25 protein-coding genes are annotated in these 24,520 nt (G+C 63.9%); 10 read left to right on the forward strand and 15 right to left on the reverse strand.

Annotated elements, in window-relative coordinates; genetic code table 11:
- Window positions 1-50: 50 nt before the first annotated feature.
- Together AV059_RS13740 and glp are read right to left on the reverse strand one after the other, a co-directional pair.
- Entirely contained in the window at window positions 51-1,931 is a 1,881-nt protein-coding gene (locus tag AV059_RS13740) for a molybdopterin biosynthesis protein (RefSeq protein WP_079990771.1), read from the reverse strand.
- Window positions 1,928-3,151, reverse strand: a complete 1,224-nt coding sequence (gene glp / locus AV059_RS13745; RefSeq protein ID WP_058995253.1) for a gephyrin-like molybdotransferase Glp — start codon at window positions 3,149-3,151, stop codon at window positions 1,928-1,930. The genes AV059_RS13740 and glp overlap by 4 nt, the downstream gene beginning before the upstream one ends.
- 68 nt (window positions 3,152-3,219) lie before the next feature.
- Here glp and AV059_RS22445 point away from each other — a divergent pair, with 68 nt between their 5' ends.
- Both AV059_RS22445 and AV059_RS13750 read left to right on the forward strand, forming a co-directional pair.
- Entirely contained in the window at window positions 3,220-3,378 is a 159-nt protein-coding gene (locus AV059_RS22445) for a hypothetical protein (RefSeq protein WP_164734771.1), read from the forward strand.
- A 52-nt stretch (window positions 3,379-3,430) separates the two neighbouring features.
- Window positions 3,431-4,657 carry a tripartite tricarboxylate transporter permease gene (locus tag AV059_RS13750; RefSeq protein ID WP_058995255.1) on the forward strand — a complete coding sequence of 409 codons (1,227 nt, stop codon included), beginning with the start codon at window positions 3,431-3,433 and terminating at the stop codon, window positions 4,655-4,657.
- Here AV059_RS13750 and corA read toward each other — a convergent pair.
- The 5 genes from corA to AV059_RS13770 all read right to left on the reverse strand — a co-directional run bounded on the left by corA (window position 4,652) and on the right by AV059_RS13770 (window position 8,598).
- Window positions 4,652-5,629, reverse strand: coding sequence for a magnesium/cobalt transporter CorA (corA, locus tag AV059_RS13755; RefSeq protein ID WP_058995258.1), 978 nt, complete (start codon window positions 5,627-5,629; stop codon window positions 4,652-4,654). The genes AV059_RS13750 and corA overlap by 6 nt on opposite strands.
- On the reverse strand, window positions 5,626-5,796 hold the full coding sequence (locus AV059_RS22450; RefSeq protein ID WP_195156660.1) for a hypothetical protein: 171 nt from the start codon (window positions 5,794-5,796) through the stop codon (window positions 5,626-5,628). Before AV059_RS22450 ends, corA begins: the two co-directional genes overlap by 4 nt.
- 43 nt (window positions 5,797-5,839) lie before the next feature.
- The gene (locus AV059_RS13760) at window positions 5,840-6,481 is read right to left on the reverse strand and encodes a DUF6517 family protein (RefSeq protein WP_058995260.1); all 642 of its coding nucleotides are present in this window, start codon (window positions 6,479-6,481) and stop codon (window positions 5,840-5,842) included.
- Window positions 6,482-6,586: 105 nt separating this feature from the next.
- Window positions 6,587-8,065: a cysteine--tRNA ligase gene (gene cysS, locus AV059_RS13765; RefSeq protein ID WP_058995262.1), complete on the reverse strand. Its 1,479-nt coding sequence runs from the start codon at window positions 8,063-8,065 to the stop codon at window positions 6,587-6,589.
- Window positions 8,066-8,112: 47 nt separating this feature from the next.
- Complete coding sequence (locus AV059_RS13770) at window positions 8,113-8,598, reverse strand: hypothetical protein (protein WP_058995264.1); 486 nt, start codon at window positions 8,596-8,598, stop codon at window positions 8,113-8,115.
- 211 nt (window positions 8,599-8,809) lie between these two features.
- Here AV059_RS13770 and AV059_RS22455 point away from each other — a divergent pair, with 211 nt between their 5' ends.
- Both AV059_RS22455 and AV059_RS13775 read left to right on the forward strand, forming a co-directional pair.
- Window positions 8,810-8,968: a hypothetical protein gene (locus AV059_RS22455; RefSeq protein WP_195156661.1), complete on the forward strand. Its 159-nt coding sequence runs from the start codon at window positions 8,810-8,812 to the stop codon at window positions 8,966-8,968.
- Between the two features lie 114 nt (window positions 8,969-9,082).
- The gene (locus tag AV059_RS13775; protein ID WP_058995266.1) at window positions 9,083-9,964 is read left to right on the forward strand and encodes a CbiX/SirB N-terminal domain-containing protein; all 882 of its coding nucleotides are present in this window, start codon (window positions 9,083-9,085) and stop codon (window positions 9,962-9,964) included.
- 22 nt (window positions 9,965-9,986) lie between these two features.
- Here AV059_RS13775 and AV059_RS13780 read toward each other — a convergent pair whose 3' ends face one another.
- The gene (locus AV059_RS13780; RefSeq protein WP_058995268.1) at window positions 9,987-11,102 is read right to left on the reverse strand and encodes a PQQ-binding-like beta-propeller repeat protein; all 1,116 of its coding nucleotides are present in this window, start codon (window positions 11,100-11,102) and stop codon (window positions 9,987-9,989) included.
- A complete protein-coding gene (locus AV059_RS13785; protein ID WP_058997605.1) occupies window positions 11,099-12,091 on the reverse strand; it encodes a M48 family metalloprotease in 993 nt (330 codons plus the stop codon). Before AV059_RS13785 ends, AV059_RS13780 begins: the two co-directional genes overlap by 4 nt.
- 187 nt (window positions 12,092-12,278) lie before the next feature.
- Between AV059_RS13785 and AV059_RS13790 the strand changes: the two genes are divergently transcribed.
- Window positions 12,279-13,358 carry a DR2241 family protein gene (locus tag AV059_RS13790; protein ID WP_058995269.1) on the forward strand — a complete coding sequence of 360 codons (1,080 nt, stop codon included), beginning with the start codon at window positions 12,279-12,281 and terminating at the stop codon, window positions 13,356-13,358.
- A 7-nt stretch (window positions 13,359-13,365) separates the two neighbouring features.
- On the opposite strand, the gene AV059_RS13795 is transcribed toward AV059_RS13790, so the two are convergent.
- From AV059_RS13795 to AV059_RS13805, 3 genes are all read right to left on the reverse strand, one after another.
- Window positions 13,366-13,911, reverse strand: a complete 546-nt coding sequence (locus AV059_RS13795) for a hypothetical protein (RefSeq protein WP_058997607.1) — start codon at window positions 13,909-13,911, stop codon at window positions 13,366-13,368.
- 52 nt (window positions 13,912-13,963) lie between these two features.
- Window positions 13,964-14,158 (reverse strand): methytransferase partner Trm112, encoded by a 195-nt coding sequence (locus AV059_RS13800; protein WP_004956717.1) that lies wholly within the window; start codon window positions 14,156-14,158, stop codon window positions 13,964-13,966.
- 113 nt (window positions 14,159-14,271) lie between these two features.
- Window positions 14,272-15,648 (reverse strand): adenylosuccinate synthase, encoded by a 1,377-nt coding sequence (locus AV059_RS13805; protein ID WP_058995272.1) that lies wholly within the window; start codon window positions 15,646-15,648, stop codon window positions 14,272-14,274.
- Between the two features lie 178 nt (window positions 15,649-15,826).
- Here AV059_RS13805 and AV059_RS13810 point away from each other — a divergent pair, with 178 nt between their 5' ends.
- On the forward strand, window positions 15,827-16,132 hold the full coding sequence (locus AV059_RS13810) for a hypothetical protein (RefSeq protein WP_004516266.1): 306 nt from the start codon (window positions 15,827-15,829) through the stop codon (window positions 16,130-16,132).
- A gap of 9 nt (window positions 16,133-16,141) precedes the next feature.
- Here AV059_RS13810 and AV059_RS13815 read toward each other — a convergent pair whose 3' ends face one another.
- Window positions 16,142-18,676 carry a hypothetical protein gene (locus AV059_RS13815; protein ID WP_058995274.1) on the reverse strand — a complete coding sequence of 845 codons (2,535 nt, stop codon included), beginning with the start codon at window positions 18,674-18,676 and terminating at the stop codon, window positions 16,142-16,144.
- An 89-nt stretch (window positions 18,677-18,765) separates the two neighbouring features.
- Here AV059_RS13815 and AV059_RS13820 point away from each other — a divergent pair, with 89 nt between their 5' ends.
- From AV059_RS13820 to AV059_RS13835, 4 genes are all read left to right on the forward strand, one after another.
- Window positions 18,766-19,161, forward strand: a complete 396-nt coding sequence (locus tag AV059_RS13820; protein WP_058995277.1) for a hypothetical protein — start codon at window positions 18,766-18,768, stop codon at window positions 19,159-19,161.
- A gap of 63 nt (window positions 19,162-19,224) precedes the next feature.
- Window positions 19,225-19,476 carry a DUF6684 family protein gene (locus AV059_RS13825; RefSeq protein ID WP_004956700.1) on the forward strand — a complete coding sequence of 84 codons (252 nt, stop codon included), beginning with the start codon at window positions 19,225-19,227 and terminating at the stop codon, window positions 19,474-19,476.
- 168 nt (window positions 19,477-19,644) lie between these two features.
- Entirely contained in the window at window positions 19,645-21,429 is a 1,785-nt protein-coding gene (ctaD, locus tag AV059_RS13830) for a cytochrome c oxidase subunit I (protein ID WP_058995280.1), read from the forward strand.
- Window positions 21,430-21,646: 217 nt separating this feature from the next.
- The gene (locus AV059_RS13835) at window positions 21,647-21,916 is read left to right on the forward strand and encodes a hypothetical protein (protein WP_058995283.1); all 270 of its coding nucleotides are present in this window, start codon (window positions 21,647-21,649) and stop codon (window positions 21,914-21,916) included.
- 5 nt (window positions 21,917-21,921) lie between these two features.
- Here the strand turns inward: AV059_RS13835 and AV059_RS13840 are convergent, their stop codons facing one another.
- The gene (locus AV059_RS13840; protein WP_058995285.1) at window positions 21,922-23,625 is read right to left on the reverse strand and encodes a methylmalonyl-CoA mutase family protein; all 1,704 of its coding nucleotides are present in this window, start codon (window positions 23,623-23,625) and stop codon (window positions 21,922-21,924) included.
- Window positions 23,626-23,700: 75 nt separating this feature from the next.
- Window positions 23,701-24,492 (reverse strand): CBS domain-containing protein, encoded by a 792-nt coding sequence (locus AV059_RS13845; RefSeq protein ID WP_004956686.1) that lies wholly within the window; start codon window positions 24,490-24,492, stop codon window positions 23,701-23,703.
- Between the last annotated feature and the right edge of the window lie 28 nt (window positions 24,493-24,520).

Consider the following 24,520-nt stretch of genomic DNA (forward strand, 5'->3'; position numbering starts at 1 on the left):
AAACTGGAGTGCCTTTTCAGCGGAAGTCCGCGCATTCATGCCGGCGCTACCTACTGCGGTTCCATACCAGCTATCTCATCGGCCAGCGAGTCGAGGTCGTCGAGCGACTCGGCGAGCGCACCGACGCTGTGTTTCTCCCGTCGCTCGGGGTTTGCGAGCACCCGGACCTGCTGTGTTCCCAGTGAGACGAACCCGAGGTTGAGTTTCGCCGCTGTGGCTCGAAGCCCGAGGCCCACATGCGCCTCGCCTGCAATGACTTTCCGGGCGGGACTCTCGTGTGCCTTCGTCGTGAGTTCGTAGCCTTCGATGGCATCGACGACTTCCGCGCGGCCAACGCCCCGGTCCTCGCCGAGGGCGTCGAGCGCGTCATCGAAGCTCCGTCGCAGTCCGGAGGCGGTGTCGCGGTTGACAAAGCGGTAATCGCCGTCGACGAGGTCGCCCAAGCCGGATACGTCGGTATCAGGGCCGGCGACCAGCCCCCACTCACGCTGCCAGCCGCCAATGTCGGTCGCGTCGTGGTCATCGGCGGCCGGTCCCGCGGCGACCGCGATGTCCGGGACGCCGTTGCCGAGGCGGCGGAGTCCCTCTGTCGACCCGAGCGGGAGATACCGCGGGCGAGAGACGGTATCCAGTAGGCGCGAGAGAAGCGGGTCGTCCTCACCCATCCCCAGTAGCGTCGGCGGCCTGACTGCCGGGGAGAACAACGTCACGTCGACTGTCTCCCCCTCTGCCAGATAGTCCGTCCCCGGCGGTACATCGACGAACCCATCAGCGTCGACGAGGCTCGTCGTCGCGCCGCTGCCCTTGTCGACGGGGTAGACCAGCAGCGACCCCGTTTCGTCCTTGACCAGACCCGCCGGCATGAGGCGTCTGCGCCCCTCGCCGTAGCGTTCCTGGACTGCCATCGTGCCAGAGACCGTTGCTGTCTGTGGCGGGTCCCGACCGGCGGCGTCCCGGACCGCCGGCGCGACGAAGGTCTGGAAAATTGTCAGCGCCGACACCGGATATCCCGGGAGACCGACGTACGCCGAGTCGCCGATGGTTCCGACGAGCATCGGCTTACCGGGTTTGACGGCGACGCCGTGGAGCCTGAGTTCGCCGCGCTCCTCAATGACGCGGTAGATGACGTCCACCGCGCTCGCGCTGGTCGACCCTGACGAGAGGACGAGGTCGCACTCGTCGGCCGCCTCGTGGAGCAACCGCTCCATCTCCTCGTAGTCGTCGCCAGCGTGCGGATACATCACCGGGTCGCCGCCGGCCTCCGCGACTGCGCCGGCCAGCGTGTAGCTGTTCACGTCGTAGATCTGGCCGGCGGCGCTGTCGAGGGGGTTCCCGGGTCGGACGAGTTCGTCGCCGGTCGAGAGAATACCGACCTGCGGCCGGCCACGCACCGGGACCTCGTCGACGCCCAGCGCCGACAGGAGGCCAATTTCCCGGGGCGTAATGCGCGTTCCAGGACCGAGCGCGCGTGCACCGGCCGCGATGTCCGCGCCGGCGAGCATCACGTTATCACCGGGTGCGACGGACGTGCGTATCTCGACGCCGTCGTCAGTCTCAGTCGTCCGTTCGACCATCACAACGGCGTCCGCGCCGGCCGGCATCACCGCGCCAGTCGAGATTTCGGCGAGTGAACCCGGCTCGACGGTTACGTCGGGCTCCTCGCCCGCGTGGACTTCCCCGGCGACCGACAGCGTCACCGGGTCGGCCTCGTCAGCGCCGAATGTGTCTCTGGCATGTACGGCGTAGCCGTCCATGCTCGCGCGGTCGAACCCCGGCACGTCGATGTCAGCGTCGACCCGCTCTGTGAGAACGCGGTCGCGAGCCTCGTCCAGCGGAACGGTCTCCGGGTCGGGGTCGATGTCGAGGCCGGCGACGACTTCGTGGGCTTCTTCGGGCGATGCTAGGTCGCGGAACTCGCGGCGGTCGCTCACTGTGACCACTCCCAGTCCTCGACGGTCACAGTGTCACCGGCGTCGTACCCCTCCACGGACTCCGGCACGACGACCCAGCCGTCGGCGAGCGCGACGCTTGAGAGGACGCCCGACCCGCTGGCCCGCGTCGGCGTCGCGGTCGTTTGCTCGTCTGCGTCCTCGTCGTGCAGTTCCACCCGCGCGTAGGTTCGGGTCCCCGGTTCGCTGGCGATCTTCCGCGTGAGTTCGGCCTCGGTCGTCGGCGGGTCGGTCGGTGAGAGGTGGCCGGCCTGCCGGATCGCTGGCCGGAGGAACTGGACGGCGTTGACGATGCAAGCGACCGGATACCCCGGAAGCATGAGAATCGGCGTCCCCTCGGCCACGCCCAGCGCGACCGGGTGGCCTGGCTTCAGTGCGACCCCGTGGACCAGCACCTCGCCAATCTCGTTGACAACCTCCGGGAGTAGGTCGCGCTCGCCGACGGAGGACCCACCGGTCGTCACGACGAGGTCGTGGTCAAGATCGTCGCTGATGGCCGCCCGGAGTGCGTCCACGTCGTCGGTGACGATGTCGCGGTAGGTCGCGTTGCCGCCCCAGCGCTCGACGTACTGCGTGACAGTCTGGCCATTCGTCTCGATTACCTGCCCCGGTTCCGGGTCATCTTGGACCAGCTCCTCGCCGGTCGGAATCACGCTGACGGTGGGTCGCTCGTACACATCGACCGCGTCGTTCCCGACCGATTTCAACAGCCCGAGGTCCGACGGGCGGAGCCTGTGGCCGTCCTCGTATAGCGTCTGCCCTTCCGCCACGTCCTCGCCGACAGGGGCGACGTTCTCTCCGCCGGCGACCGCATCGAACACGGTGACGCTGTCGCCGGTCACCTCGGTCTCCTCGACCATCACGACGGCGTCCGCGCCCTCGGGGAGTTCGCTCCCCGTGTGCACGCGAGCCGCTGTTCCCGTTGTCACCGTCTCATCGACCCGGAGCGATGCCGGCGACCGCTGGCTCGCGCTAAACGTGTCCTCGGCTCTGACTGCGAAGCCATCCATCGCCGCGCGGCGGTAGTGGGGCACCGCTCGCTCGGCGGTGATTTCACCCGCGACGACGCGTTCGTCGGCGTCACGCAGCGGGACGCGCTCCGTCCGCTCGTGTGGGGACACTGCGTCCAGCAGCGTCTCCCTAGCCGTCGTCACCGGCGTTCGGTCCTTGAACCCGGCTGACTTCCGGGACTCGTTGCTCATACGTGTACGAATGGCCGGCACACCAAAAAGCTCGCCAGATTCAGGGGGCTTCGGGCAAACAAGAACGTATGGCTGAGTCGGACCTTCGCTGTCGGCTCTGTGGGAACGAGCTCTCGAAAGGACTGGTCGCAACCGACAGCCGGCACTGCTGTCTCAACGCCACCCCTATCGCCGGGACCTGTCCCGAACACGGTCCGGTCGGCCCGCATCACGCTGTGGAGGACTAGCCGGGCTGCGCGTCGCGGAGGTTCAAGTACGGGAACGGGGCCACGCCTCAGTGTGCTTCCGGGGCTTCCTGCCGCCGACCCGACAGCGACGCTCGCGCTCCTCACAGCGATCGGGGCAGGGGTCGGACTGGGCACGCTCAGTGGGCTCGTCCCGGGGCTTCACGCCAATACGTTCGCGCTCTTGCTCGCTGCTGCGGCGAGCAGTTTGCCCGGGCCGCGGCTCTACGTCGGCGTCGCGATGCTTTCGGCCGGGGTGACACACACCTTTCTCGATGTGATTCCGGCGCTGGCACTGGGCGTGCCGGACCCGGCGATGGCGGCCAGCGCGCTCCCGAGCCACCAGCTGGTGATAGAGGGCCGCGGTCGGGAGGCGCTTCGCCTATCGGCGCTGGGGAGCGGGCTCGCCGTGGTGTTTGCCGTCCCGCTCGCGGTTCCGCTTACCCTGCTGATGGAGCGAGCGTATCCGCTGGTCCGGCCGTGGCTGTCGGTGCTACTCGTCGGGGTCGCCGTCCTGCTCGTGGTCACGGAGCACGGCCGCCGCCAGCAGGTCGGCGCTGCGTGTTCGCTCGCCGCCAGCGGGCTGCTCGGAATCGGGCTGCTCGATGCGCCAGTGACCGGCGCGTTGCCCGTGTCGGACGTGCTGGTCCCGCTGTTTTCGGGGCTGTTCGGCGCACCGGTGCTCTTGGCCGCTATCGAGGGGGATGGCGTCCCGCCACAGGCCGACGCGACGGTGACGACGCCGCGGCGAACGGTCGGCGTCTTAGCAGGCATCGGCACGCTCTGTGGGGGTGCAGTCGGCTACATCCCGGGAATCTCCAGCGCCATCGCGGCGACCCTGGCACTGGGGCTGGTCTCCGACCAGGGACCGCGGGCGTTTATTGTGACGACGAGTGGCGTCAACACGGCGACGGCAGTCTTTGCACTGTTCGCTCTCATCTCGCTCGGGACGCCCCGAACCGGTGTCCTTGTCGCGCTCGCCCGGGCCAAGGTCCCACTGGTGCTTCCAGCGCTGCTCGCGGCAGTCGCTATCGCCGCCGTCGCCGGCGCGATACTCGTCCCGACACTGGGCGACCGGTACCTCCGAATTGTTGGCCGACTGGACCCGACATACCTCTCGTTGTCTGTGATTGCAGTCCTCGTCTGTCTCTCCGCGCTCTTCGCCGGTCTCGTCGGTATCGGAGCGTTCGGAGCCGCCGCACTGGTCGGACATCTCCCGCCGCGGTTCGGGTCCCGCCGGGCGACCCTGATGGGGGTGTTACTCGTCCCGCTGGCGCTATAGGTAGCCCCGCTGGCGGAAATGAGCGAGCAAGACTCCGACGACGATCACCATCCCGATCATCACCGCGGGATACCCGAACGCCCAGCCCAGTTCCGGCATGTTGTACGGGCTGTCGGTGAAGTTCATCCCGTAGACGCCGACCACGAAGGTCAGCGGGATGAAGATAGTCGCAACGACGGTCAGCATCTTCATCACCTCGTTTGTCGACTGGGACACCGTATTCAGGTAGATGTCCCGCGCACCCGAGACGAGGTCGCGGTAGGTCTCGGTCAGGTCCACGATCTGGACGAGGTGGTCGTAGACGTCCCGGAAGTATTTCTCCGTCTGTGGCTGGATCTGTTTGGGGTCGCCACGGGCAAGCACGCCAATTGCCTCCCGCGCCGGCCAGACCTGTTTGCGGAAGGACAACAGGTCCCGCCGAACGTCGTTGATCCGTTCGAGCGTCTCGATATCGGTGGAAGTGGTCACCTCCTCTTCGATCTGTTCGATATCGGTCTCGATCTCGTCCAGCAGGTCGAAGTACGCGTCGACGATGACGTCGATGACCCGGTAGGCAGTAAAATCCGGGCCGCGGTGAAGGAGTCGCTCGTCCCCACGGCCGACAGCGTCCATCACGCGCTGGACGGACGGGACGGCGCCCGTCGACAGCGTGACGACCCAGTCGGGGCCGATAAACAGGCCGAGCGGCGTCGTTTTCACCTCCTTGTCGAATGTCGTATCGCCGGGCGTAAGCGACGCAGATTTGACGAGCACGAACGTGTAGGCGTTGAACTCCTGGACGTTCGCCCGGACGTCGTTCTTGATGTCATCGATAGCCAGCGAATGGAGGTCGAAGGCGGAACTGACGGCGTCGACCTCATCGGCTGTCACGTCGGTGACGTGAACCCACGTCGTTCCGGCAGCCGTTCGGGCGGTCGTCAGATCCTCGTACTCTATCGCCTGCCCGTCAGCGTACACCACTGCGGAAATCACGGCGTGTCCTCCGTCGGCGTGGCGTGACCAACGGCCGCCACAGTCAGCCCGACCATCACCGCCGTTACTGACACAGACCGGCCGGGATAGGCGACGCTCGTCCCGACGGCGTAGCCGGCGATGCCGACAAGCGTGAGCACCACACCGACGACAGACAGCCGATTCATGCCTCCGTTATCACTGGCCCGAAAGAAAACAGTGTCCCCGCGATCAGTTGCCCGAGTGCGAGAGGCCGCCAAGCAGCGTATCGACGCGCGGCCCTTCGCTGTCGTCAAGCCGCTCAGGGTAGACGGCGACGGCGACGACCACGTCGCCCTCGTGCTCGAAGCTCGTGAGGTGAATCAGGACGTCGATTTCCTGGCCCTCGATAGCCGTCGTCCCGGAGAACACAGCCACCTCACGGGACTCGCCCAGTGCGTCTACCGTACGGTTGCGTTCGAACTGGACGTCGTTGATCTGGTCGTTTCGGCTGGCGACTTCCTCGACGAGGCGTTCGTTGGACCAACTCGCAGCGGGGTTCAACGTCTGTCCCGCTACACTGGCGCTGGGCGTCGAGAAGACAATGAATCGGCCGGCGTTGACCTCACCGACCGGCCCGAGGTCGATGCCACGCTGGTACTGTCGGACGTGGTTCGTGACGCGGATGGTCCGCTCCTGCCCAGCGACGGTGACCGTCCGCTCGATTGTTTGTTCGTCCGCCATCGACTGCTCGTAGCCGGTTTCATCGAGCGCACTGTCGCTGACTGTCGCCGGTGCGGAGTCGAACGCTACCGTCTCCCCGGTTATCAGGCCGGCACAGCCCGACGAGACGACGAGTACCCCGACAAGAAGCGTGAGTATCCCCTTTCGCATTGTTGTCCTTACACTGTGTCCAGTATATAAAATACATGGCCGTTCAAGATATTAATCGGACTATAGAACTCATCGATACGCGTTTAGAGCCGGTCTATCGTCCCTTCAGAGGCGATAGGTCGGCCCGTCGTCGGTGTCCTGCACCTCGACACCGAGCGCTTCGAGTTCGTCCCGGAGTTCGTCGGCGCGCTCGTAGTTACCGGCGTCCCGTTCCTGCTCCCGGATGTCCAGCACTAAGTCGACGACCTCACCGGCCAGCGACACGTCACCGCTGTCGTCGTCGCCGAAGGCCAGTCCGAGGATGCCGCCGCCGAATTCCTCGAACGTCTCGACGGCGCGGTGGAGTCCCTGATAGTCTCGTTGCTCGTGTGCGTCGAGGTGAGAGTTCACTGCGGCCGTCAGGTCAAGCAGCGCGGTCATCGCTTCCCGCGTGTTGAAGTCGTCGTTCATTGCCGCCTCGAACGCCGAGCGGGCATCCTCAACAGCGTCGCGGAGCGCCTCGTCGGTCACCTTTGCGTAGGCATCCACGTCGTCGCAGGCCTCGACCGCGCGCTCATAGCCACGGGAGAGGCGATCCCAGCGCTCCTCGGCCTCCGCGATGGTCTCATCGCTGTATGTTGCCCGTGAGGTGTAGGCCGTCGACAGCAGGAAGGTCCGGAGCACGTCGGGACCGAACTCATCGACGGCGTCGGCGACGGCGAAGTAGTTTCCAAGCGAGGAAGACATCTTCTCTTCCTCGGTCTCCAGCAGGCGGACGTGGAGCCAGTAGTTCGCGAACTGCTTTCCGGTCGCGGCCTCGCTCTGGGCCACCTCGTTTTCGTGGTGGGGAAAGACGAGGTCCTGCCCGCCGACGTGGATGTCGATGGACTCATCGAGGTGGGTCATCGACATCGCCGAGCATTCGATGTGCCAGCCGGGTCGGCCTTCACCCCACGGGGAATCCCACGTCTGAGCGGTCTGGCAGGCTTCTTCGGCGGGTGCGGCCTCGGGGTGCTGGTGCTCGGCGATGTCTGCCGGGTCGACGCCGCCGGCCTTCCAGAGCGCGAAGTCGGCCGGGTGTCGCTTCTCCCCCTCGGTGTCCGCGCCCTGTGATTCGATGTCGTCGACGGACTGGTTCGAGAGCTTTCCGTAGTCCTCGAAACTGGTCACGTCGAAGTAGACGGAGCCGTTCTGCTCGTAGGCGTGGCCCTGCTCGACGAGTCGCTTGACGAGGTCGATGATCTCCGGGACGTGCTCCGAGACGCGGGGGTACACCTCCGCGCGGCCGAGGTTGAGCGAGCGCATATCGTCGATGGCCTGCTGGACGTAGTGGCGGGCCACGTCGGACTCGCTGTCGCCGTCCTCGCCGACCCGAGCGACGATCTTCTCGTTGACATCGGTGAGGTTCTCGACGTGGTGGACGTCATAGCCCAGATAGTCGAGCCAGCGAGCCATCACGTCGACGTGGACCCAGCCGCGCGCGTGGCCGAGATGGGGCGGGTCGGAGGTCGTCAGCCCACAGTAGTACAGCAGCACGGAGTCGGGGTCGCGCGGCTCGAAGGGCTCTTTCTCACCGGTCAACGTGTTCGTCACGCGAAGCGTCATTACCCGGGAGAACTGTGTCCGCCCGCTTTAAGCCGTCGGAAGGCGACTCATCCCTGTACTGTCGCTTCGACCACCCGGAGTGCGTCCGGTCCCGCACGGCGGCTCACCATCACGATGAGCGCCTCGTCGGTGACACCGGCAGCGTCGACGGAGACGTCCGCCGCTCGCAGGCGTCCTAGTACCTCGCCGAGGGCTTCTGGAGAAAGAGTACCGCTGGCGATGATGCCCGTCAGCGAGCCAGCGTCCTCGGCGAAGGCGGTGTCCGCGACTTCGAGGACGACAGTCGACTCCGCGTCGGACGACTCGGCCCGGCCAAGCCCGCTCTGCATCGAGACTCTGGCATCGCTGTCGTGTGGCGAGTCGGCAGGCAATTCCTCGGCGAACCGACGGAGCGCAGTCGCGATAGCTTCCTCTTCGCCGTCGATGTCGAGCGTGCGTGCGGCGGCCGTGTAGTTGACCACGCCCGCCCGAAGTGCGTCGTAGAGGAACGGGCGCTCGCGGACGGCGTCCCTGGTCGCGGCTGCGAGTGACATTGGCGTCGGGCACGAACGGCGCAGACAAAAGCGGTTCCATCGACGCGAGCGAGCGCTGTTTCACTGAATAGCCAGTGAGGGGGCGCGCCGACCTGTCGTGATCGCTATACGGCGTGGTGGACCCGCAGAATTGCGGCCTCCTCCCAGCAAGTGAGAACAGTCATAGGGGATTGTGCCTCAGGAGGCCGTCTCTCTACATGAGGAAAGGACAATGGCTATTGCACAACGCGAACGGCAAGTGTTCGGACAGCCCCTGGAACCGGCGGAACGAGTCATCGGTGGCATTGTTATCGCTGCTGGCGCGCTGGGACACGCCGCGCTGCTGGCAGCAGCCGGACTGTTGTTCTACGTCCTCCTGTTCGGGCTGTGACCGGGCGGAGTCGGTCGGCAACCACACACTTTCGGCGCTCAACGTTGCACAGCCCGCCGGCTACCAGAACAGGCCAACGAAGGCCCTAAGGACGGCTCGCCCCAACCGATGAATATGGACGAAGCACTCGTTATCGCGGCCCACGGCTCCCATCTGAACGCCGAGTCGAGTACGCCCACCTACGACCACGCGGACACCATTCGGGCGACCGGCGCGTTCGCCGAGGTCCGTGAGTCGTTCTGGAAGGAGGAACCGTCGTTCCGGGAGGCGCTGCGGACTGTCGACGCCGACGAGGTGTATCTGGTCCCGCTGTTCATCTCGGAGGGTTACTTCACAGAGCAGGTCATCCCTCGAGAGTTCCGACTGGAGGACTGGGACCCCGAGCTGTGGGACTCCGACGGGACGAGCGCGACCAACGCGACGCTAGCCGCCGAGGACACGGACCAGACGGTCCACTACTGCGGGCCGGTCGGAACGCACGATTCGATGAGCGATGTCATCGTCCAGCGGGCCGAGTCCGTCACCGGTGACCCCGATGTCGGCGACGGGTTCGGCCTCGCGGTCGTCGGCCACGGCACCGAGCGAAACGAGAACTCTGCGAAGGCCATCCAGTACCACGCTGACCGCATCCGCGAGCGGGGCCGCTTCGACGAGGTGCAGTCGCTGTTCATGGACGAGGACCCCGAAGTTGACGACGTCGCGGATTACTTCGAGAGCGACGACATCGTCGTCGTCCCGCTGTTCATCGCCGACGGCTTCCACACGCAGGAGGACATCCCCGAGGACATGGGCCTGACCGACGACTACCGAACGGGCTACGACGTGCCGACCACTGTCGAGGGCCACGATATCTGGTACGCCGGCGCGGTCGGGACGGAGCCGCTAATGGCTGACGTGGTGCTCGAACGGGCCGCCGACGCGGGCGCCGATGTGAGTAGCGCCATCGAGCAGGTTCGTGAGGAGACCGGCGGGGGCACCACGGCCGCTGGGGACTAGCGGACCTGTCGCCGAAGGGGCACTACCGATAGCGAGCGACGATTGCTTCGGTCCCAGAGTGGACTATGGTGTCCTCGGTAACTGCGTAGAGAAAACTGAAGTCGAGACGGGGTTCGTGCCAGCGGAGAGTGCCATCGGCCCCAAACTGAAACAGCCCGTGGCGCTTCGTGTTGAGAAACATTGACCCGCCGTCCGGGGCCGGGACCGCGCCCGTTGCCCCGAGATCTATCTCGAATTCGCTTCGCCCTCGTTCCATGGCCGCCAACCGCTCATCATTGAACCGCCACAGTTCTTCGCCATCGGCGGTAGCAATCGCAATCAGGGCGTGACGCTCCGGAATGTAGACGACCTCGTCGTCCCGGCTGAACCGCAACGGCCCACCCGGGGTCGTAATGTCTTCGGTGACCCAGCGGCGCGTCCCCGAGTCGCGGTCGAACGCGCGTAGGTATTCCGAGCGGACGTACACCGTGTCGCCGCGCACGTACGGCCGGCCGTTGAGGCTCCGCTGTAGGGGCTGGTCCCACAGAACCGAACCGTCCGGGGCGTACACGTCGAGTCGGTACTCCTCGCCGGTTCCCCAGTCGACGGCGAGTCCGCCGAGTCCCGCACCGACTGTCGGCAGGTCGCTCTTGGATGGGTCGGTGGGGACAGGAAGCGACTTCGACCACCGCTCGTCCCCGCTCTCGCCGTCGAAGGCAATGAGGTCGCCGCCGTCGGTCCCGACGTATACGCGGCCGTCAGTGGCGGCGACACTGGCTACTGGGTGGTCGACGGTTTCCGTCCAGACTCGTCCGTCGCCGGCCACCGCGACGACGCGGCTGGCTTCCGTTCCCACGTATAGGTGGGCTCCGTCGCTGGCCCAGTCCGTAGCTACGCCCTTGAACTCGAAGCGACCCAATCTGGCCCCATCAGCGAGAGTGTATCGAGCAACAGCACCTACCGGGTAGTCGTCAAGGAAGCGCGTCGCATCGAACGTCACTTCGAACAGCGTCTCATCCACCAGCGTGACCAGCCGGCCGCCGTCGTCGGCCGTCTCCCACTTCTTGTCGCCCGGGCCGGGGCGGTAGCCACACCCGGCGAGCGACCCGACGACACCGGTCAAGCCCGTAAGAACCGTCCGGCGGCTGTACTCCGTCACGTCGATCCCTCCGTGGCCATCGCCTCCAGTCGTTCGATGCGCGCCTCGGTCGGCGGATGGGTCTCCGGGAACACGTCGTTGGCAACGAAATCAGGCGCGTCTGCGAACTGTGTATCGTCGATGGGCGCGATGTAGAGCGCGTCGAGACCACCGTCTTGCGCCCTGAGGTCGTGGTCCGGGGCCGCCGCCATCTCGTCATCGATGGTCGCCAACGCACTGGCGAGCGCCGCAGGGTCGCCGGTGATAGCGACGGCCCCGCGGTCTGCTGCGTACTCACGGTACCGCGAGAGCACGCGAAACAGCGTAAAACTGGCGAGCCAGAACACGGCTGAGACAGCGAGTGTCAGTACGGCACTGACTGTCAGGATAAAGATACCGAGTAAGAGGCCCCGAGCGCTGTCGCTGTCGGTATGTCGGAAGCCAGTGAAGGCACCGGGGATGGCCTGGAGGAGCCCCAGAGTGCTGGCTGCGAGGCTGTAGGTCAGCGTCGGGAGCACGTAGGAAAGCGACATCACAGTCGCGTCGCGGTTCTTGATGTGAGCGAGTTCGTGAGCGATAACGGCGTCGCGCTCGTCGGCGTCGAGTGCGTCAAGCAGTCCAGTCGTGAGCACCAGCGTGGCGCTGTCGGGACTCCGGCCGACAGTGAATGCGTTCGGCGCGTCGCTGTCTGCAATGGCGACTGCCGGTGCCGGAAGGTCCACTGACTGCGCCAAGCGTGTCACGTTTTCAATCAGACTAGGTTCGTCGTCGGGGCCCACGGGGCGAGCGTCCAGCGCCCGCAGGGCAATGGTGTCGCCAACGGCCAACTGCGTGGCGAACCCAAGCACAACAGCGCCAACGACCAGCCACGGCTTGATGTAGAACTCGCCGGCCAGCACCCAATCGGTGGCTAGCTTCGCCAGCCATATTCCGGCCGTGTTCACGACTGCAAGGCCTGCGTAGACGAACCCTACTGGGAGGAGAGCCACAAGGACGACAGCAGTCGCCATTCGGACCTGTAACCCTCGGTCAGTTGGCCAGTCCATAGCGTCCACCTCCGGACACGGGCCGCCCCCACCAAGACATCATAAATCATGTACCATACTGGTAAAATATAATCCTACCGAATCTGGAACTATCTTCACTCCGATTGCCGGAACAGGCGACTTTTCCCGGTGCGACACCTACGGCGGCGGTATGGACGACACCCATGTCGAGGCGTTCGCCGAGGCAGCGTCGGACGGTATCGCGTTCGACGGTATCGAGGCAGCGGTCGAGGGTGGACGCTACGCCGTCGAGACGACAGCGGAAGCAGAGACTACGAGTATCGCGGACCTCGATGGCCTGGCCGCGTCGTACCCCGAGTACATTTCGAACTGGTACTTCTGGCACGCAAAAGCGCCCCAGGCGGAGCCTCGCTGGGCGTATCTCCGGTGGCTCGAAAACGCTGAGTCGACGCCGATTCCGGACCGATACGACCAGTTACAAGAGGGGCTGACGACGACGTGGGGTGAGCTCTCGATTACCGTGGCACTGGACGAGGACGACGAGCGGGTGTACGACCTCCGTCACGTCGACGACATGGGGACAGACGCCGATTCGCTGGACGCGCACGACGACCCATTGGACGCCCGTTCCCTCGCCAAACACGACGACCGTGACCGCTACCGCCCGCTGAAAACAGCCCCCACTCTCCAGTCAGGCTGGGTGTTTCCCGAACTCGGGCCGACGGAACTAGTCCAGACAGTGGACTTCTTCTATCCGGCCACGATTTCGAACTGGCATCGTGAGCGCGAGGGCGAGTTGGACGTGAGCCACTGGCGCGACACCGTCAACCGACAGACCGGGATTTACGGCGTCGTCAAGACCTGGGACCGCGGCGACGGCTACGAACACGTCAACTGGGTCGCCGAGGCTTGCTGTGACGATTCCCAGTGTCTGAAGCGTCGGGAGTGGCAGTACGACGAGGAGACGGACCTCGATGTCGACGGTGGGTCAGGAGAATTCCCCTGCCGCGAACCCTGCTCGCTCGTCATCGCCGGCGCACGCCAGTGGACGAAACTCGAGGGCGAGACGAGCCAGACCTACGAGTTCGAACTCACACCTAACGAGAAAGAACAGTTGGAAGCCATTATCGATGCCGTTGCCGACGGCGAGGCAGACGACATCCGTGAGGCGGACATCTACGAGGGAGCCAACCGGTACCGCGCACGGTTCCTGCGGGCGAAGCTGTTCGACGACGAGGAGAACCTCGGCGGCGTCGAGACGGAGCAGTAACCCGGTTTCAGGACGAGCGAAGAGTCACGGACAGGAGTCCCAGCACGATTGCGACCGCAAATACGGCAGCAACGGTCAACAGCACGCTTTCTGTGAGTACCAGCGTAATGAGCCCCGCAATCAGGACGGTGAAACCGCCAGCCGCCAGTATCGGCCCCGCGGACAGGTCTTCGAGGCTGGGTTCCGAGTCCGCCGTCGGTTTCGGCTGTGGCTTCGACAGTTCCTCGTCGACGATGACCGGTTCGTTCTCGGTCCCGCCCTCTGGGATGTAAATGTCGATATATCGGGTTTCAGCGCCGTATCCAGTCACGACCTTTAGCTTGCCACGGACCGGTCCATCACCGTCGACGGTCACTCTGACCAATCTGTCAGTCTCGGCCCGGACGTGGTGATTTGTGGCGTCGAGCGACGCGACCGAAGAGAGCGAGTCGTCGAGGTGGAGATGGACGTGCAGGGCCTCGCCGTGATTGACTAATCGCACGTCGAAACTCCCTGTCGCGTCGAACTCGTTTGGAACCTCCAGACTGTGGATGTCCGTCCGATTGAGGTGCACGGGCAGGGAGTCAGGCACGGATGTAACTCCGCGTGGCGAGGAAAAAAAAGGTTCAGGCCGGTGCCTCGTCGCGCATGTCCGGTGGGAGCAGGTTCGGAATGCCGTCCTCGATGGGGAACGTCTCGCTACACTCGGTACAGGTGAGTTCGCCCGACAGAATCTCGCCGTCGTCGCGCTCCGTCACTTCGAGGTCGAGGTCGTGCTTGTCCAGAGGGCAGCAAATAATTTCCATCAGGTCCTCTTTCATACATTCGACCAAGACCGGCGGTCGCAAAAGTCTGCCGCTCTCTCAGTGGTATCGGCCCACCGCTGGGCGAAGGTAAGTGGGCACTCAAACGCCGAAGCCGAGAGAAAGGCCGCTCAGAACGGCTGTTCGCGGACAATAGTTTCGCCGCGGCCGGGACCGACGCCGATGGCGTAGGCCGGCGTGTCGAGTTCGGATTCGATGTATTCGACGTAGGTCTTCGCATTCTCGGGGAGTGCGTCGTACCCCTCTTCGGCGGCGTCCGCCCAGTCAACCTCGGGCCAGCCGTCGAACGACCGGAAGTTCGCCTCGCACTTGGCCCACTGCTCGGTGGTCGCAGGCATCGATGCCAGCTCCTCGCCGTCGAGCGTGTAGGTGTGGCCGACCTTCACTTCGTCAAGGCCGGCGAGGACGTCGAGGTGGTTGATGGCGATGCCGGTAAAGCCGGACACGCGCGCAGAGTGACGCAACATCGGCAGGTCGAGCCAGCCGACGCGTCGCGGACGGCCGGTAACAGTGCCGTACTCGCCGCCTTCCTCGCGGATGTAGTTCGCCAGCTCCTCGTTTTCGCCCTCGCCCTGCTCGTCGTAGCCGGGCGTATCGCCGACGACGCCGCCGAGTTCGGTCGGTAGCGGGCCACTGCCGACGCGAGTGAGGTACGCCTTCACGATCCCGATGACTTCGCCGTCGCCGACGACGCCGGGGCTGAGTCCGGTCCCGGTCGCCGCGCCGCCGGCCGTCGGGTTCGATGACGTGACGTAGGGGTAGTTCCCGTGGTCGATGTCGATGATGGTCCCCTGTGCGCCCTCCAGCATGACGTTCTGGCCCTCGTCGATGGTCGCGCTGAGGAAGGCCCCGGCGTTGACGGTCATGTCCTCGGCCTCGAAACGGCGGCCGAACTCGCGGAACTCCTCGAAGATGGCGTCCACGTCGAAGGCATCCGGGTCGTCAAGCTCGTCGACGTCGAGGTCGTACACGTCCTCGACGACGGCTTGCTTCTGTGGGACGACGTATTCGAGGCGCTCCCGGAGCACGTCCGGGTCGAGCAGGTCGCCGACGCGGACACCACGCCGACCGGCCTTGTCCTCGTAGGTCGGGCCGATACCACGGCCCGTCGTCCCGACTTCGTCATCCGTTTCGCTTTTTAGTTCCTCCTCGATACCGTCGAGCACGCGGTGGAACGGGAGAATGACGTGTGCTCGTTCGGCGATGCGAACGTCCGGGTCGAGGCCCCGCTCCTGGAGCGTGTCTATCTCGTCGAACAGCGTTCGCGGATTGACGACACACCCGTTGCCGAGTACGCCGACCTTGCCGCGGATGGCTCCGCTCGGAACCAGCGAGAGCTTGTACTCCTCGCCCTCGTGGACGACGGTGTGGCCGGCGTTGTCGCCGCCCTGATAGCGCGCGACGACGTCTACGTCGTCGCCGTACAGGTCGACGATGCCGCCCTTCCCTTCGTCGCCGAGCTGTGAGCCGACGATGGTTACGGTCATCGCACGCACCTTCCATCCACCGTGATAAACAGATTACGGTCCGGAACTCACGCTCGTGAGCAGTACCCATGTGAATCGTTACGACGGTTTTAAGACACCCCTGTTCAAACGTATCAACGTTGTAGCGATTATCCGAGGGAGAACCTTTAAATACCGCAAACACAAGTTAACAATTGCCATGATAGACAGGCTTGAAAAGGAAGTTGACATGCTGGAGCGCCACTTGCAGGTGCTTCGCATGGTTATCGAGAACGAGCCTATCGGTATCGTGAAGATGTCCAACGAAACCGGCTACCCGCACCACAAGGTCCGGTACTCCCTGCGCGTTCTCGAAGAGGAGAACCTCATCGAGCCCTCCAGCCAGGGTGCGATCACGACCGAACAGACCGGTGAGTTCGTCGACGACCTCGACGAGAAGGTCGACGAAATCATCGACAAGCTCGAAGGTATGAAGATCGAAGACGCGGCCGAAATCGAAGGCTAAGCTTCTTTCTCAGAGTTCCGGGACCGCCAGGTGGAACTCCTGGTTTCTCGCTTCTAGCAGACAGAGGTGAAAGCCCTTTTTGCGCGAAATGTTCACGAAGCTCTTGCGCTTATCGCGGTTGAACAGTCCACTAGAGGTGGCTTCTTCGGCGGTTTCGAGTGCGCCCGGCTCGAAGAAACTGCTCGTGACGAGAAACGCCGACGCGAGTGACCCGGAGGCGTTGCCGACCCGCTCGGCATTCCGGATGAGGTCCGACATCTGGCCCTCGGAGGCCGGCTCGCGCGAGTCGTTGATGTTTGCGACGACCAGCGGGTTCCCCATCCGGTCCCGAACGACCACGTCGAACCGTTCCTGCGAGCGGTTCTCCTGTCCATCCTCGGTGTATGTCACCGTGACGTTGCCGTTCAGTTCGGCGCGGTCGATGGCCGGAAGCCCTTCGTAGAGGTCTTTCATCGCTCCCGCGTGTCCGGTGTCCCGAATCTCGTAGAGGAGGTTCCGGATGAGCCAGTTGACGAAGCGGTACTGGATGCTGTCTTCGAGGTACTCCTCGAAGGGCGTCCCGTTGACCGTGGCACCCGCTGCCTCGAACTGCGTGTGATACTCCAGCCTGAGATTCGCCTCGACCTCCTCGCGGCTCGCTTCGCCGTCCTTGGCTTCCTCCAGCGTCGCCTTACCCTTCGAATCGTACCTGACGAAGAGGTTCGTCCCGTTTATCGCCTCGCCGGCACTGAGCCGGGTGCCCCCTGCGGCGGCGTCGTTCTGCTCGTCGAGTTGCTCCTCCAGCCGGTCGATTTCGGCCCGTGCGTCGGCTAGCTCCGACTCAAGGCGGTCGCGCTCGTCCCGAAGCTCTTGGTTCGTTGCCTCCAGATCCGTGAGTTCGGATTCGAGTTCCGACACCGTCTCGGCTCGCTGTTCGAGCTCGGATTCGAGCTCTGCCACACGCTCCGGGTCGCGCGGTGTCGGCTCTTCGTCGGCAGGCGACTGTCTCTGGTCCCCTGTCGACGGCTTGGATTGCGGCGTATCGGCCGGCTGCGCCGGCTCCGGGTCGTTTGCAGTTGTGCCACGGCTTTCCTGAGCCGGTGCTGGTCCCTGCACACTGGATTCGGTCGACGGCGTCGGGTCGTTCTGGGCCGGCTGGTCGCGTCGCGGTGTCGATGCCTGTTGCCCACCTGTTGGCGGCGTCTGCGTGGGAGACACGCTGGTAGCTGTACTTTCCTGCGCACCGCCGGACTTGTTCGGGTCCAGCGACGGGACCGAGCGCGTCTCCAGATCCGCACTTGACCCGCCAGAACCGGCCTCCGGCGTCGGCGTTGTCGCTCCAGTCCCGGACTGTGTCTGGGACGGCTGTGGCTCGGGGCTCTGTGTCGGTTTCGGGTCTTCCGGTTCGGCGCGACGGTCTGCCGAAGCCGCCTGATCGCTCTGTGCCGGGGTGCTTCGAGCGCTGGCGTGCTGGGGTTCCTGTGTCTGTGATGGCTCAGTCGCCGATGGTTTCGGCTCGGTCTCCCCGGCAGTCTCCCTCACTCCGGCCTCCTGTTCAGTGGCCTCGTAATCAGGTTCCGTCTGTGTCGCGGTATCGGTGTCTGTCGTCGCCCGCTCTGTCGCTTTGCTGTCTGGCCGGCTGTCCGCATTCGGCTTTTCGTCCACGCTCGATTGCTCGTCAGACTCGGAACTGCGGCGGGACCGGCCAGGAGTCGCACCGGCGGCTTTCGATCCCGGCGGGCCGCTGCTTGCAGGGCCGCGGTCCCGCGTCGACTCTGCTGCGGTCTGGGCCTGTCCGGCGTCGTCGGTTCCATCGGCTTCGGTATCTCCGACGGGGTCCGGAGACGGGTCTACCGGTTCATCGCTGGCGTCGTCCTGTGGTGTCGGTTCGTCTGGTACCGCCGTATCTGTCGGCGTGCTGTCTATCGTACCTTCGTCGGTAGCGGCTGTCTCGTCACCAGCCTCGAGCGGGTCGACGCCGGCAGCCGCCGGGTCCGCTGACTGCTCGCCCGTCTCGTCTTCCGGCGGTTCCGGAATCTCGATGGGCTCAATGTCGACCGGCATGACCTCGTAGATGCCGACCTCGTCGTTGGCCGTCTCGAACGCCTCGTCGTCGGTGATGAGGTTGTCGGAGTTTCCGACCCACGCGACGCTCATCGAGCGGCCCTGGTGGTAGACGGTGTAGTAGTCGCCCGAGAGGACGTTCTCGGAGAGTTCAATAAAGCCGGTAAAGTTACCGCTCGACAGGGTCTGGTCGACTTCTGCAAGCGCCGTGTCTTCGGTGTAGTACTGTGCTTTCACCTCGTCGGCGCGCTCCTGCATCACTGCAAGCAGTGGCAACGCCTCGTGCGGTGACCGCTTGGCTGTTCCCGACGCGTCCTCGAAATCCTCGATAGTGCCGTCGAGGACGCCGACGACGGTCCCGTTCAACATGAACAGGCGCGTCGGACCCGTGATGACCGCGCCGGAGAACTCCTGCCCGGCGAGGTCTTGCAGGCCCGCGAACCCGCCGTCGAACGGAACCGACTCCCACCCGTCGACCCGCTCGACCGTGCGTGTACTCATTACTCCCACCAAGCCGGATGGCGAACAAATAGTTTGTGCCCACGGGCGCGGTCCGATGGACATATGATGATTCGAACCGAAGTGTTGGTATGGCAGAGGAGCCGGGACTAAGCGACCAGTATCCGACTGCGAGTCCGTGGCCGCTGTTCGTTGCACTGGGATTAGCACTGTCAGAGATCGGCGTGTTCGTCGGACTCTTTCCAGTGGCTGTCTTCGGGCTGATACTGTTTGGCGGGAGCATCGCCGGCATCCTCACGGAGTCCGGGTACGTGGGGCGGCCGTGGCCGACCATGCTGGGTGTGGGCGTCATCCTCATTGCCCTTGCTGTTGCGTTCACGCTCTGGCAGGTTCCGGCCGCTGACATCGCGCTCTCGAATGTCGGGACCGGGCCGCTGTTCACTCGGCTGGTGGCTGTCGCCTCGGCGGGTGCAGTGATGATCGCGATGGGCGGCGTCGCCTCGGTTATGGAACAGACCACTGTCTGAGACGGGAACCTGTCCGATACGGAAACCAACAATCTATTTACTGGCCTGTGCAAACGGGCAGACATGGCACTGTTCGGGTTCGAAAAAGACACCCTGCTCGACCTCACCGTGAACATCATTCCGCTTGGGATCCTCTTTTTCTTCATAGTCGCATTTGCCGTGTTCCCGGCGTTCGGAACGGACCCCGTTTTCTCCGGGCTACAGTTCGCACTGATTATCTCGATGTTTCTGTTGCTCGCTGTCCTGACCTACTACGCGGGGAAGGCCGTCGAGAACGCTGAGAAAGAGAACGACGAACTGGGCCACGAAGGCTGAGCGGCCAGTTGCAGACAGACCGTTTTGAAGACAACGGCGCTTGGCACCGGACGACTGTGTGAGGTGGTCCCTTATTTCTGAAGCTACAATGCCGGATGGAAGCCGTATTTTATGGTCGTTGCTGCAGGAATCGACCCTTTGATAATGTCCCAGTCCTGAAGGACGACTATGGTAGCAGGAGATATTGTGCTGACGGGGCTGATGGCCGTCCTCCTCGTCGGCGTCGCCGCGCTTCTCACCCGTGTCGAGAACTGGCGTTCGTATACGCCGCTCGCGGGTGGCGGGGCCGTCACGGGTGACGAGGCGGCAGTCATCAACCGTGAGAAACCCGCAGGTATCATTCGCTGGCTAACAACCGTCGACCACAAGGACATCGGTCTGTTGTACGGGGTGTACGCTGTCATCGCATTCGCCGTGGGCGGTATCATGGCGATGCTCATCCGCCTCCAGCTCGTCACGCCCGCTGGAGCCATCCTCAGCAACAACGCCTACAACTCCATCCTGACGAGTCACGGGATTACGATGCTGTTCCTGTTCGGGACGCCGATCATCGCGGCGTTCGCGAACTACTTCATCCCCCTCCTCATCGGGGCTGACGACATGGCGTTTCCGCGTATCAACGCCATCGCGTTCTGGCTGCTCCCGCCGGCAGCACTGCTGATCTGGGCGGGGTTCTTCCTCGCACCGGTGACCGACAACATGATCGAACCGGCCCGAACGGCCTGGACGATGTACACGCCACTGTCGGTTGAGCAGGCGAACCCCGGCGTCGATCTGATGTTGCTCGGGCTGCATCTCTCCGGCGTCGCAGCGACGATGGGGGCGATCAACTTCATCGCGACCATCTTCACGGAGCGCAACGAGGAGGTCAACTGGGCAAACCTCGACATCTTCTCGTGGACGATGCTCACCCAGTCTGCGCTGATCCTGTTCGCGTTCCCGCTGCTGGGGAGCGCCATCGTGATGCTGCTGCTGGACCGGAACCTCCAGACGACGTTCTTCGCGGTCGAGGGTGGTGGCCCGCTGCTGTGGCAGCACCTGTTCTGGTTCTTCGGCCACCCTGAGGTGTATATCCTTGTCCTGCCGCCGATGGGACTGGTCAGCCTCATCCTGCCGAAGTTCTCGGGCCGGAAGCTGTTCGGCTTCAAGTTCGTCGTCTACTCGACGCTCGCCATCGGCGTCCTCTCGTTCGGCGTCTGGGCCCACCATATGTTCTCGACGGGCATGGACCCGCGGCTCCGGGCGTCGTTCATGGCCGTCTCGTTGGCTATCGCAATACCGAGCGCGGTCAAGACGTTCAACTGGATCACGACGATGTGGAACGGTCGCCTGCGGCTGACGACGCCGATGCTGTTCTGTATCGGCTTCGTCTCGAACTTCATCATCGGCGGCGTCACGGGCGTGTTCCTCGCCTCCATCCCCGTCGACCTGATCCTGCACGACACCTACTACGTCGTCGGACACTTCCACTACATCGTGATGGGAGCCATCGGCTTCGCGGCCTTCGCGGGCATCTACTACTGGTTCCCCATCTTCACTGGGCGGATGTATCAGCGCACTCTCGGGAAGGCACACTTCTGGTTCTCGATGGTGGGAACCAACATCACGTTCTTCGCGATGCTTGCGCTCGGCTACCTGGGGATGCCGCGGCGCTACGCCACCTACCAGTTCGATGGTGCTATCGCGCCGCTGACGCAGGTGTCGACGTTCCACCAGGCGGCGACCGTCGGTGCGCTCATCCTGTTTATCGGCCAGCTGTTCTTCGTCTGGAACATCGTCCAGTCCTGGCTCGAAGGCCCGAAGGTCGAGGACGGCGACCCGTGGAACCTCGAACGCAACGGTATGCTGGACCGTGAGTTCCAGTGGTTCGAGGAGCAACTCGAAGCCGACAGTCCGGAGAAGGACCCGTCGCTGCTCGCTGACGGCGGCCAGGAAGAACAAGACGACTCGTAAGCGTCCCGAACTCTGTTTTCGTCTGCCTTGCTTCGTTCGCAGCCCCGTTCGAACTGACAGTGCCTGTTAGCTTGCGCCGGAGACAAGTACCATAGCCGTCACGAACATCATGAGTGCGATTCCGGTCAGGACGAGAAACAGTAGCTCCTTCTGTGACATAGGATAGCTACGGCGTGGAAGTGAAAAAGGCTAATCGTCTCCACGCCGTTGTTCTCACATGAGCGAGCCAGCCGAGGCCAGATCCGGGCAGCAAATCGTCCTTCGCCTGTACGTTGCTATTGTTGTTCTTGCCGGTGTCATGGGGTTCGTCCTTGGCAGTATCCGACCAGAGGACCTCGAACCGGAACTGTTCGGTGTGATTGCGCTGCCGCCGACGCCGTTTGGCGTCGCAATCTACGGATTCGTCACTATCGGTATCGTCCTCGGCGTGTTGCTTGGCCTCGTCATATACGTCTCCGAGCGAATCGACGACGCGGCAAGTTCCTGAACCGGTCACGCAACGCTTGCCGTCTCCTGATAGCTTCCGTACTCTGCCTCGAAGACGGCCATGATCTCGCCCATCGTCGCGTAGGCTTTCACCGCGTCGATGATGACGGGCATGACGTTCTCGCCGTCGGTAATCACTTGCTGCAGTTCGTCGAGCGTCGCTTCCACGGCCGCGTCGTCGCGCTCTGCCTTGACCGTCGCAAGCTTGTCCCGCTGGCGTTCCTGTACGTCCTCGTCGACGGTGAGAATCTCGGGTTCGGTGTCTTCCTCGACGGTGTACTTGTTGACGCCGACCATGACTTCTTCCTCGCTCTCGACGCGCTGCTGGTACTCGTAGGCGGCGTCCTGAATCTCACGCTGGAAGTAGCCGTCCTGAATCCCCTGAATGACGCCGTCGCGGACCGATCCGTCGCCGAGTTCGTCTCTGATGTGGTTGATGTAGGCCATCGCCTTTTCTTCGACCTCGTCGGTCAGCGACTCGATTGCGAAACTGCCGCCCATCGGGTCGACGATGTCGGCGGCCCCTGACTCCTCCGCGATGATCTGCTGTGTCCGAAGGGCGACCCGAACCGCCTGTTCGGACGGGAGCGCCAGCGCCTCGTCGAAGCTGTTGGTGTGCAAGCTCTGGGTCCCGCCCAGCACACCCGCGAGGGCCTGAATCGTCACGCGGACGATGTTGTTCAGCGGTTGCTGGGCGGTTAGTGACTGGCCAGCGGTCTGGGTGTGGAACTTCAGTTGCTTGCTCGCGTCGGCCTCCGCGTCGTACCAGTCGTCCATCACGCGGGCGTAGATGCGCCGGGCCGCGCGGAACTTCGCGATTTCCTCGAACATGGAGTTGTGCGAATTGAAGAAAAAGGAGAGCTGTGGGGCGAACTCGTCGACCTCAAGCCCGCGATTCAGGCAGTCCTCGACGTAGGCGAAGCCGTCCGCGAGGGTGAACGCGAGTTCCTGTACTGCTGTCGAGCCAGCCTCCCGGATGTGATACCCCGACACCGAGATGGGCTTGAACTTCGGCGTCTCCTGACTGGCGAACTCGATGGTGTCGGTGACGAGTTTCAGCGACGGCTCCGGCGGGATGACCCACTCCTTCTGTGCGATGAACTCCTTGAACATATCGTTCTGGAGAGTTCCGCGGATCTCCTCGCGTGGGACCCCTTGCTGGTCGGCCAGCGCGATGTACATCGCGTAGATGACGGGAGCACTGGGGTTGATTGTGAAGGAGGTCGACACCTCGCCGAGGTTGATGCCGTCGAACAGCCGCTCCATGTCCGCCAGGGTGTCGACGGCGACACCCTCCTTGCCCACCTCGCCGTCGGCCATCACGTCGTCGGAGTCGATCCCCATCAGCGTCGGCATATCGAAGGCCGTCGAGAGCCCGGTCTGGCCCTCGTCGATGAGGTAGTGGAACCGCTCGTTTGTCTCGTCAGCGGTCCCGAAGCCCGCGAACTGCCGCATGGTCCACTGTCGGCCGCGATACATCGTCGGATAGACGCCGCGTGTGAACGGCTCCTCGCCCGGGAAGCCGATGTCCTCCTCATAATCGATGTCATCCACGTCGCGTGGCGTGTACAGCCGGTCTACATCCAGGTTTGAGACCGTCGCAAACTGTTCTTTGCGTTCACCGTAGGCGTCCAGTACGGGGTCCAGTGTCTCGGCTTCCCACTCGTCTTTCTGCTCGCGGATTCGTTGGAGGTCTGACTCGTCGAACATACTGCGGTGTATGTCATGATTTAGTAAGAAGGTTCGGGGGAAACGAGATGCGACCGTCGATCACACCGCTAGGGACTAGTCTTGGAGTCGTTCCGTCGTCTGTACGAGCGGGTGGTGTGCGTAGTCGACGACCTCGATATCGTCGATTGACTCTAGATCGGAATCTGCGGCCGTCTCGGCCATCCCCAGTTCGACCGTCTCATCGAGGACGATGACGTAGGCGTCCATCTCGTCGATATCGAGCCGTGCGGCGGCTTTCACCCGGTGGTGACCATCCGCCAGCAGGAGGTCCCCGCCGTTGTCGATGACGACGAGTGGTTCCGCCAGTCCCCGTTCGAGTTCGTACACCCGGCCTTCGAGTTCGTCGGCGTACACCGTTGTCTGTGTTGGCGTCAGGTCGTCGAGGTCCACCTCACGGCGGCCTTCGTGTGTCGTGATCCCGTGGATGTTCTCGAGTGTCCGGCCGAGTTTGTCTACCTTGCCCGGTGTCGCCCGTTCGATCTGGGAGCGGATCACGTCGGCGTTCGAGATGATACCGACGAGGTGGCCGGCGTCGTCGACAACCGGGAGTTTCTGGATGCCCGACCGCAGGATAACGCGCGCTGCGTCCTGCACGGCCATGTCGGGATGTGCCACGAGGATATCGTCGGTCATCACGCGGAACATCGGCTCGTGGTCCTCCGCGAGCAGCAGGTCGCGCGCACTGACGAATCCTTCGACCCGGCGGCCGTCAGTCACCGGAAACCCGCTGAAGTGGTCATTGTCGGCGATTCGTCGGGCGACTTCCCCGACGGTATCATCGAGTTCGACGGTGGCAACCTCGCGTGTCATATAGTCCCCGACCGTCGGGCGATTCGAATCCTCCATCGGCACTGGGTTCTCGACCGACAGCAAA

Origin of the sequence: Haloarcula sp. CBA1127 (assembly GCF_001485575.1) — an archaeon.
Taxonomy (GTDB): Archaea; Halobacteriota; Halobacteria; order Halobacteriales; family Haloarculaceae; genus Haloarcula.

What these genes read in the sequence shown, in the direction of transcription:
- glp (WP_058995253.1), bottom strand. Translation starts at nt 3,151, where the DNA reads ATGAGCAACGAGTCCCGGAAGTCAGCCGGGTTCAAGGACCGAACGCCG.
- AV059_RS22445 (WP_164734771.1), top strand. Translation starts at nt 3,220, where the DNA reads ATGGCTGAGTCGGACCTTCGCTGTCGGCTCTGTGGGAACGAGCTCTCG.
- AV059_RS22450 (WP_195156660.1), bottom strand. Translation starts at nt 5,796, where the DNA reads ATGAATCGGCTGTCTGTCGTCGGTGTGGTGCTCACGCTTGTCGGCATC.
- AV059_RS13760 (WP_058995260.1), bottom strand. Translation starts at nt 6,481, where the DNA reads ATGCGAAAGGGGATACTCACGCTTCTTGTCGGGGTACTCGTCGTCTCG.
- cysS (WP_058995262.1), bottom strand. Translation starts at nt 8,065, where the DNA reads ATGACGCTTCGCGTGACGAACACGTTGACCGGTGAGAAAGAGCCCTTC.
- AV059_RS13770 (WP_058995264.1), bottom strand. Translation starts at nt 8,598, where the DNA reads ATGTCACTCGCAGCCGCGACCAGGGACGCCGTCCGCGAGCGCCCGTTC.
- AV059_RS22455 (WP_195156661.1), top strand. Translation starts at nt 8,810, where the DNA reads ATGGCTATTGCACAACGCGAACGGCAAGTGTTCGGACAGCCCCTGGAA.
- AV059_RS13775 (WP_058995266.1), top strand. Translation starts at nt 9,083, where the DNA reads ATGGACGAAGCACTCGTTATCGCGGCCCACGGCTCCCATCTGAACGCC.
- AV059_RS13785 (WP_058997605.1), bottom strand. Translation starts at nt 12,091, where the DNA reads ATGGCGACTGCTGTCGTCCTTGTGGCTCTCCTCCCAGTAGGGTTCGTC.
- AV059_RS13790 (WP_058995269.1), top strand. Translation starts at nt 12,279, where the DNA reads ATGGACGACACCCATGTCGAGGCGTTCGCCGAGGCAGCGTCGGACGGT.
- AV059_RS13800 (WP_004956717.1), bottom strand. Translation starts at nt 14,158, where the DNA reads ATGAAAGAGGACCTGATGGAAATTATTTGCTGCCCTCTGGACAAGCAC.
- AV059_RS13805 (WP_058995272.1), bottom strand. Translation starts at nt 15,648, where the DNA reads ATGACCGTAACCATCGTCGGCTCACAGCTCGGCGACGAAGGGAAGGGC.
- AV059_RS13810 (WP_004516266.1), top strand. Translation starts at nt 15,827, where the DNA reads ATGATAGACAGGCTTGAAAAGGAAGTTGACATGCTGGAGCGCCACTTG.
- AV059_RS13815 (WP_058995274.1), bottom strand. Translation starts at nt 18,676, where the DNA reads ATGAGTACACGCACGGTCGAGCGGGTCGACGGGTGGGAGTCGGTTCCG.
- AV059_RS13820 (WP_058995277.1), top strand. Translation starts at nt 18,766, where the DNA reads ATGGCAGAGGAGCCGGGACTAAGCGACCAGTATCCGACTGCGAGTCCG.
- AV059_RS13825 (WP_004956700.1), top strand. Translation starts at nt 19,225, where the DNA reads ATGGCACTGTTCGGGTTCGAAAAAGACACCCTGCTCGACCTCACCGTG.
- ctaD (WP_058995280.1), top strand. Translation starts at nt 19,645, where the DNA reads ATGGTAGCAGGAGATATTGTGCTGACGGGGCTGATGGCCGTCCTCCTC.
- AV059_RS13835 (WP_058995283.1), top strand. Translation starts at nt 21,647, where the DNA reads ATGAGCGAGCCAGCCGAGGCCAGATCCGGGCAGCAAATCGTCCTTCGC.
- AV059_RS13840 (WP_058995285.1), bottom strand. Translation starts at nt 23,625, where the DNA reads ATGTTCGACGAGTCAGACCTCCAACGAATCCGCGAGCAGAAAGACGAG.
- AV059_RS13845 (WP_004956686.1), bottom strand. Translation starts at nt 24,492, where the DNA reads ATGGAGGATTCGAATCGCCCGACGGTCGGGGACTATATGACACGCGAG.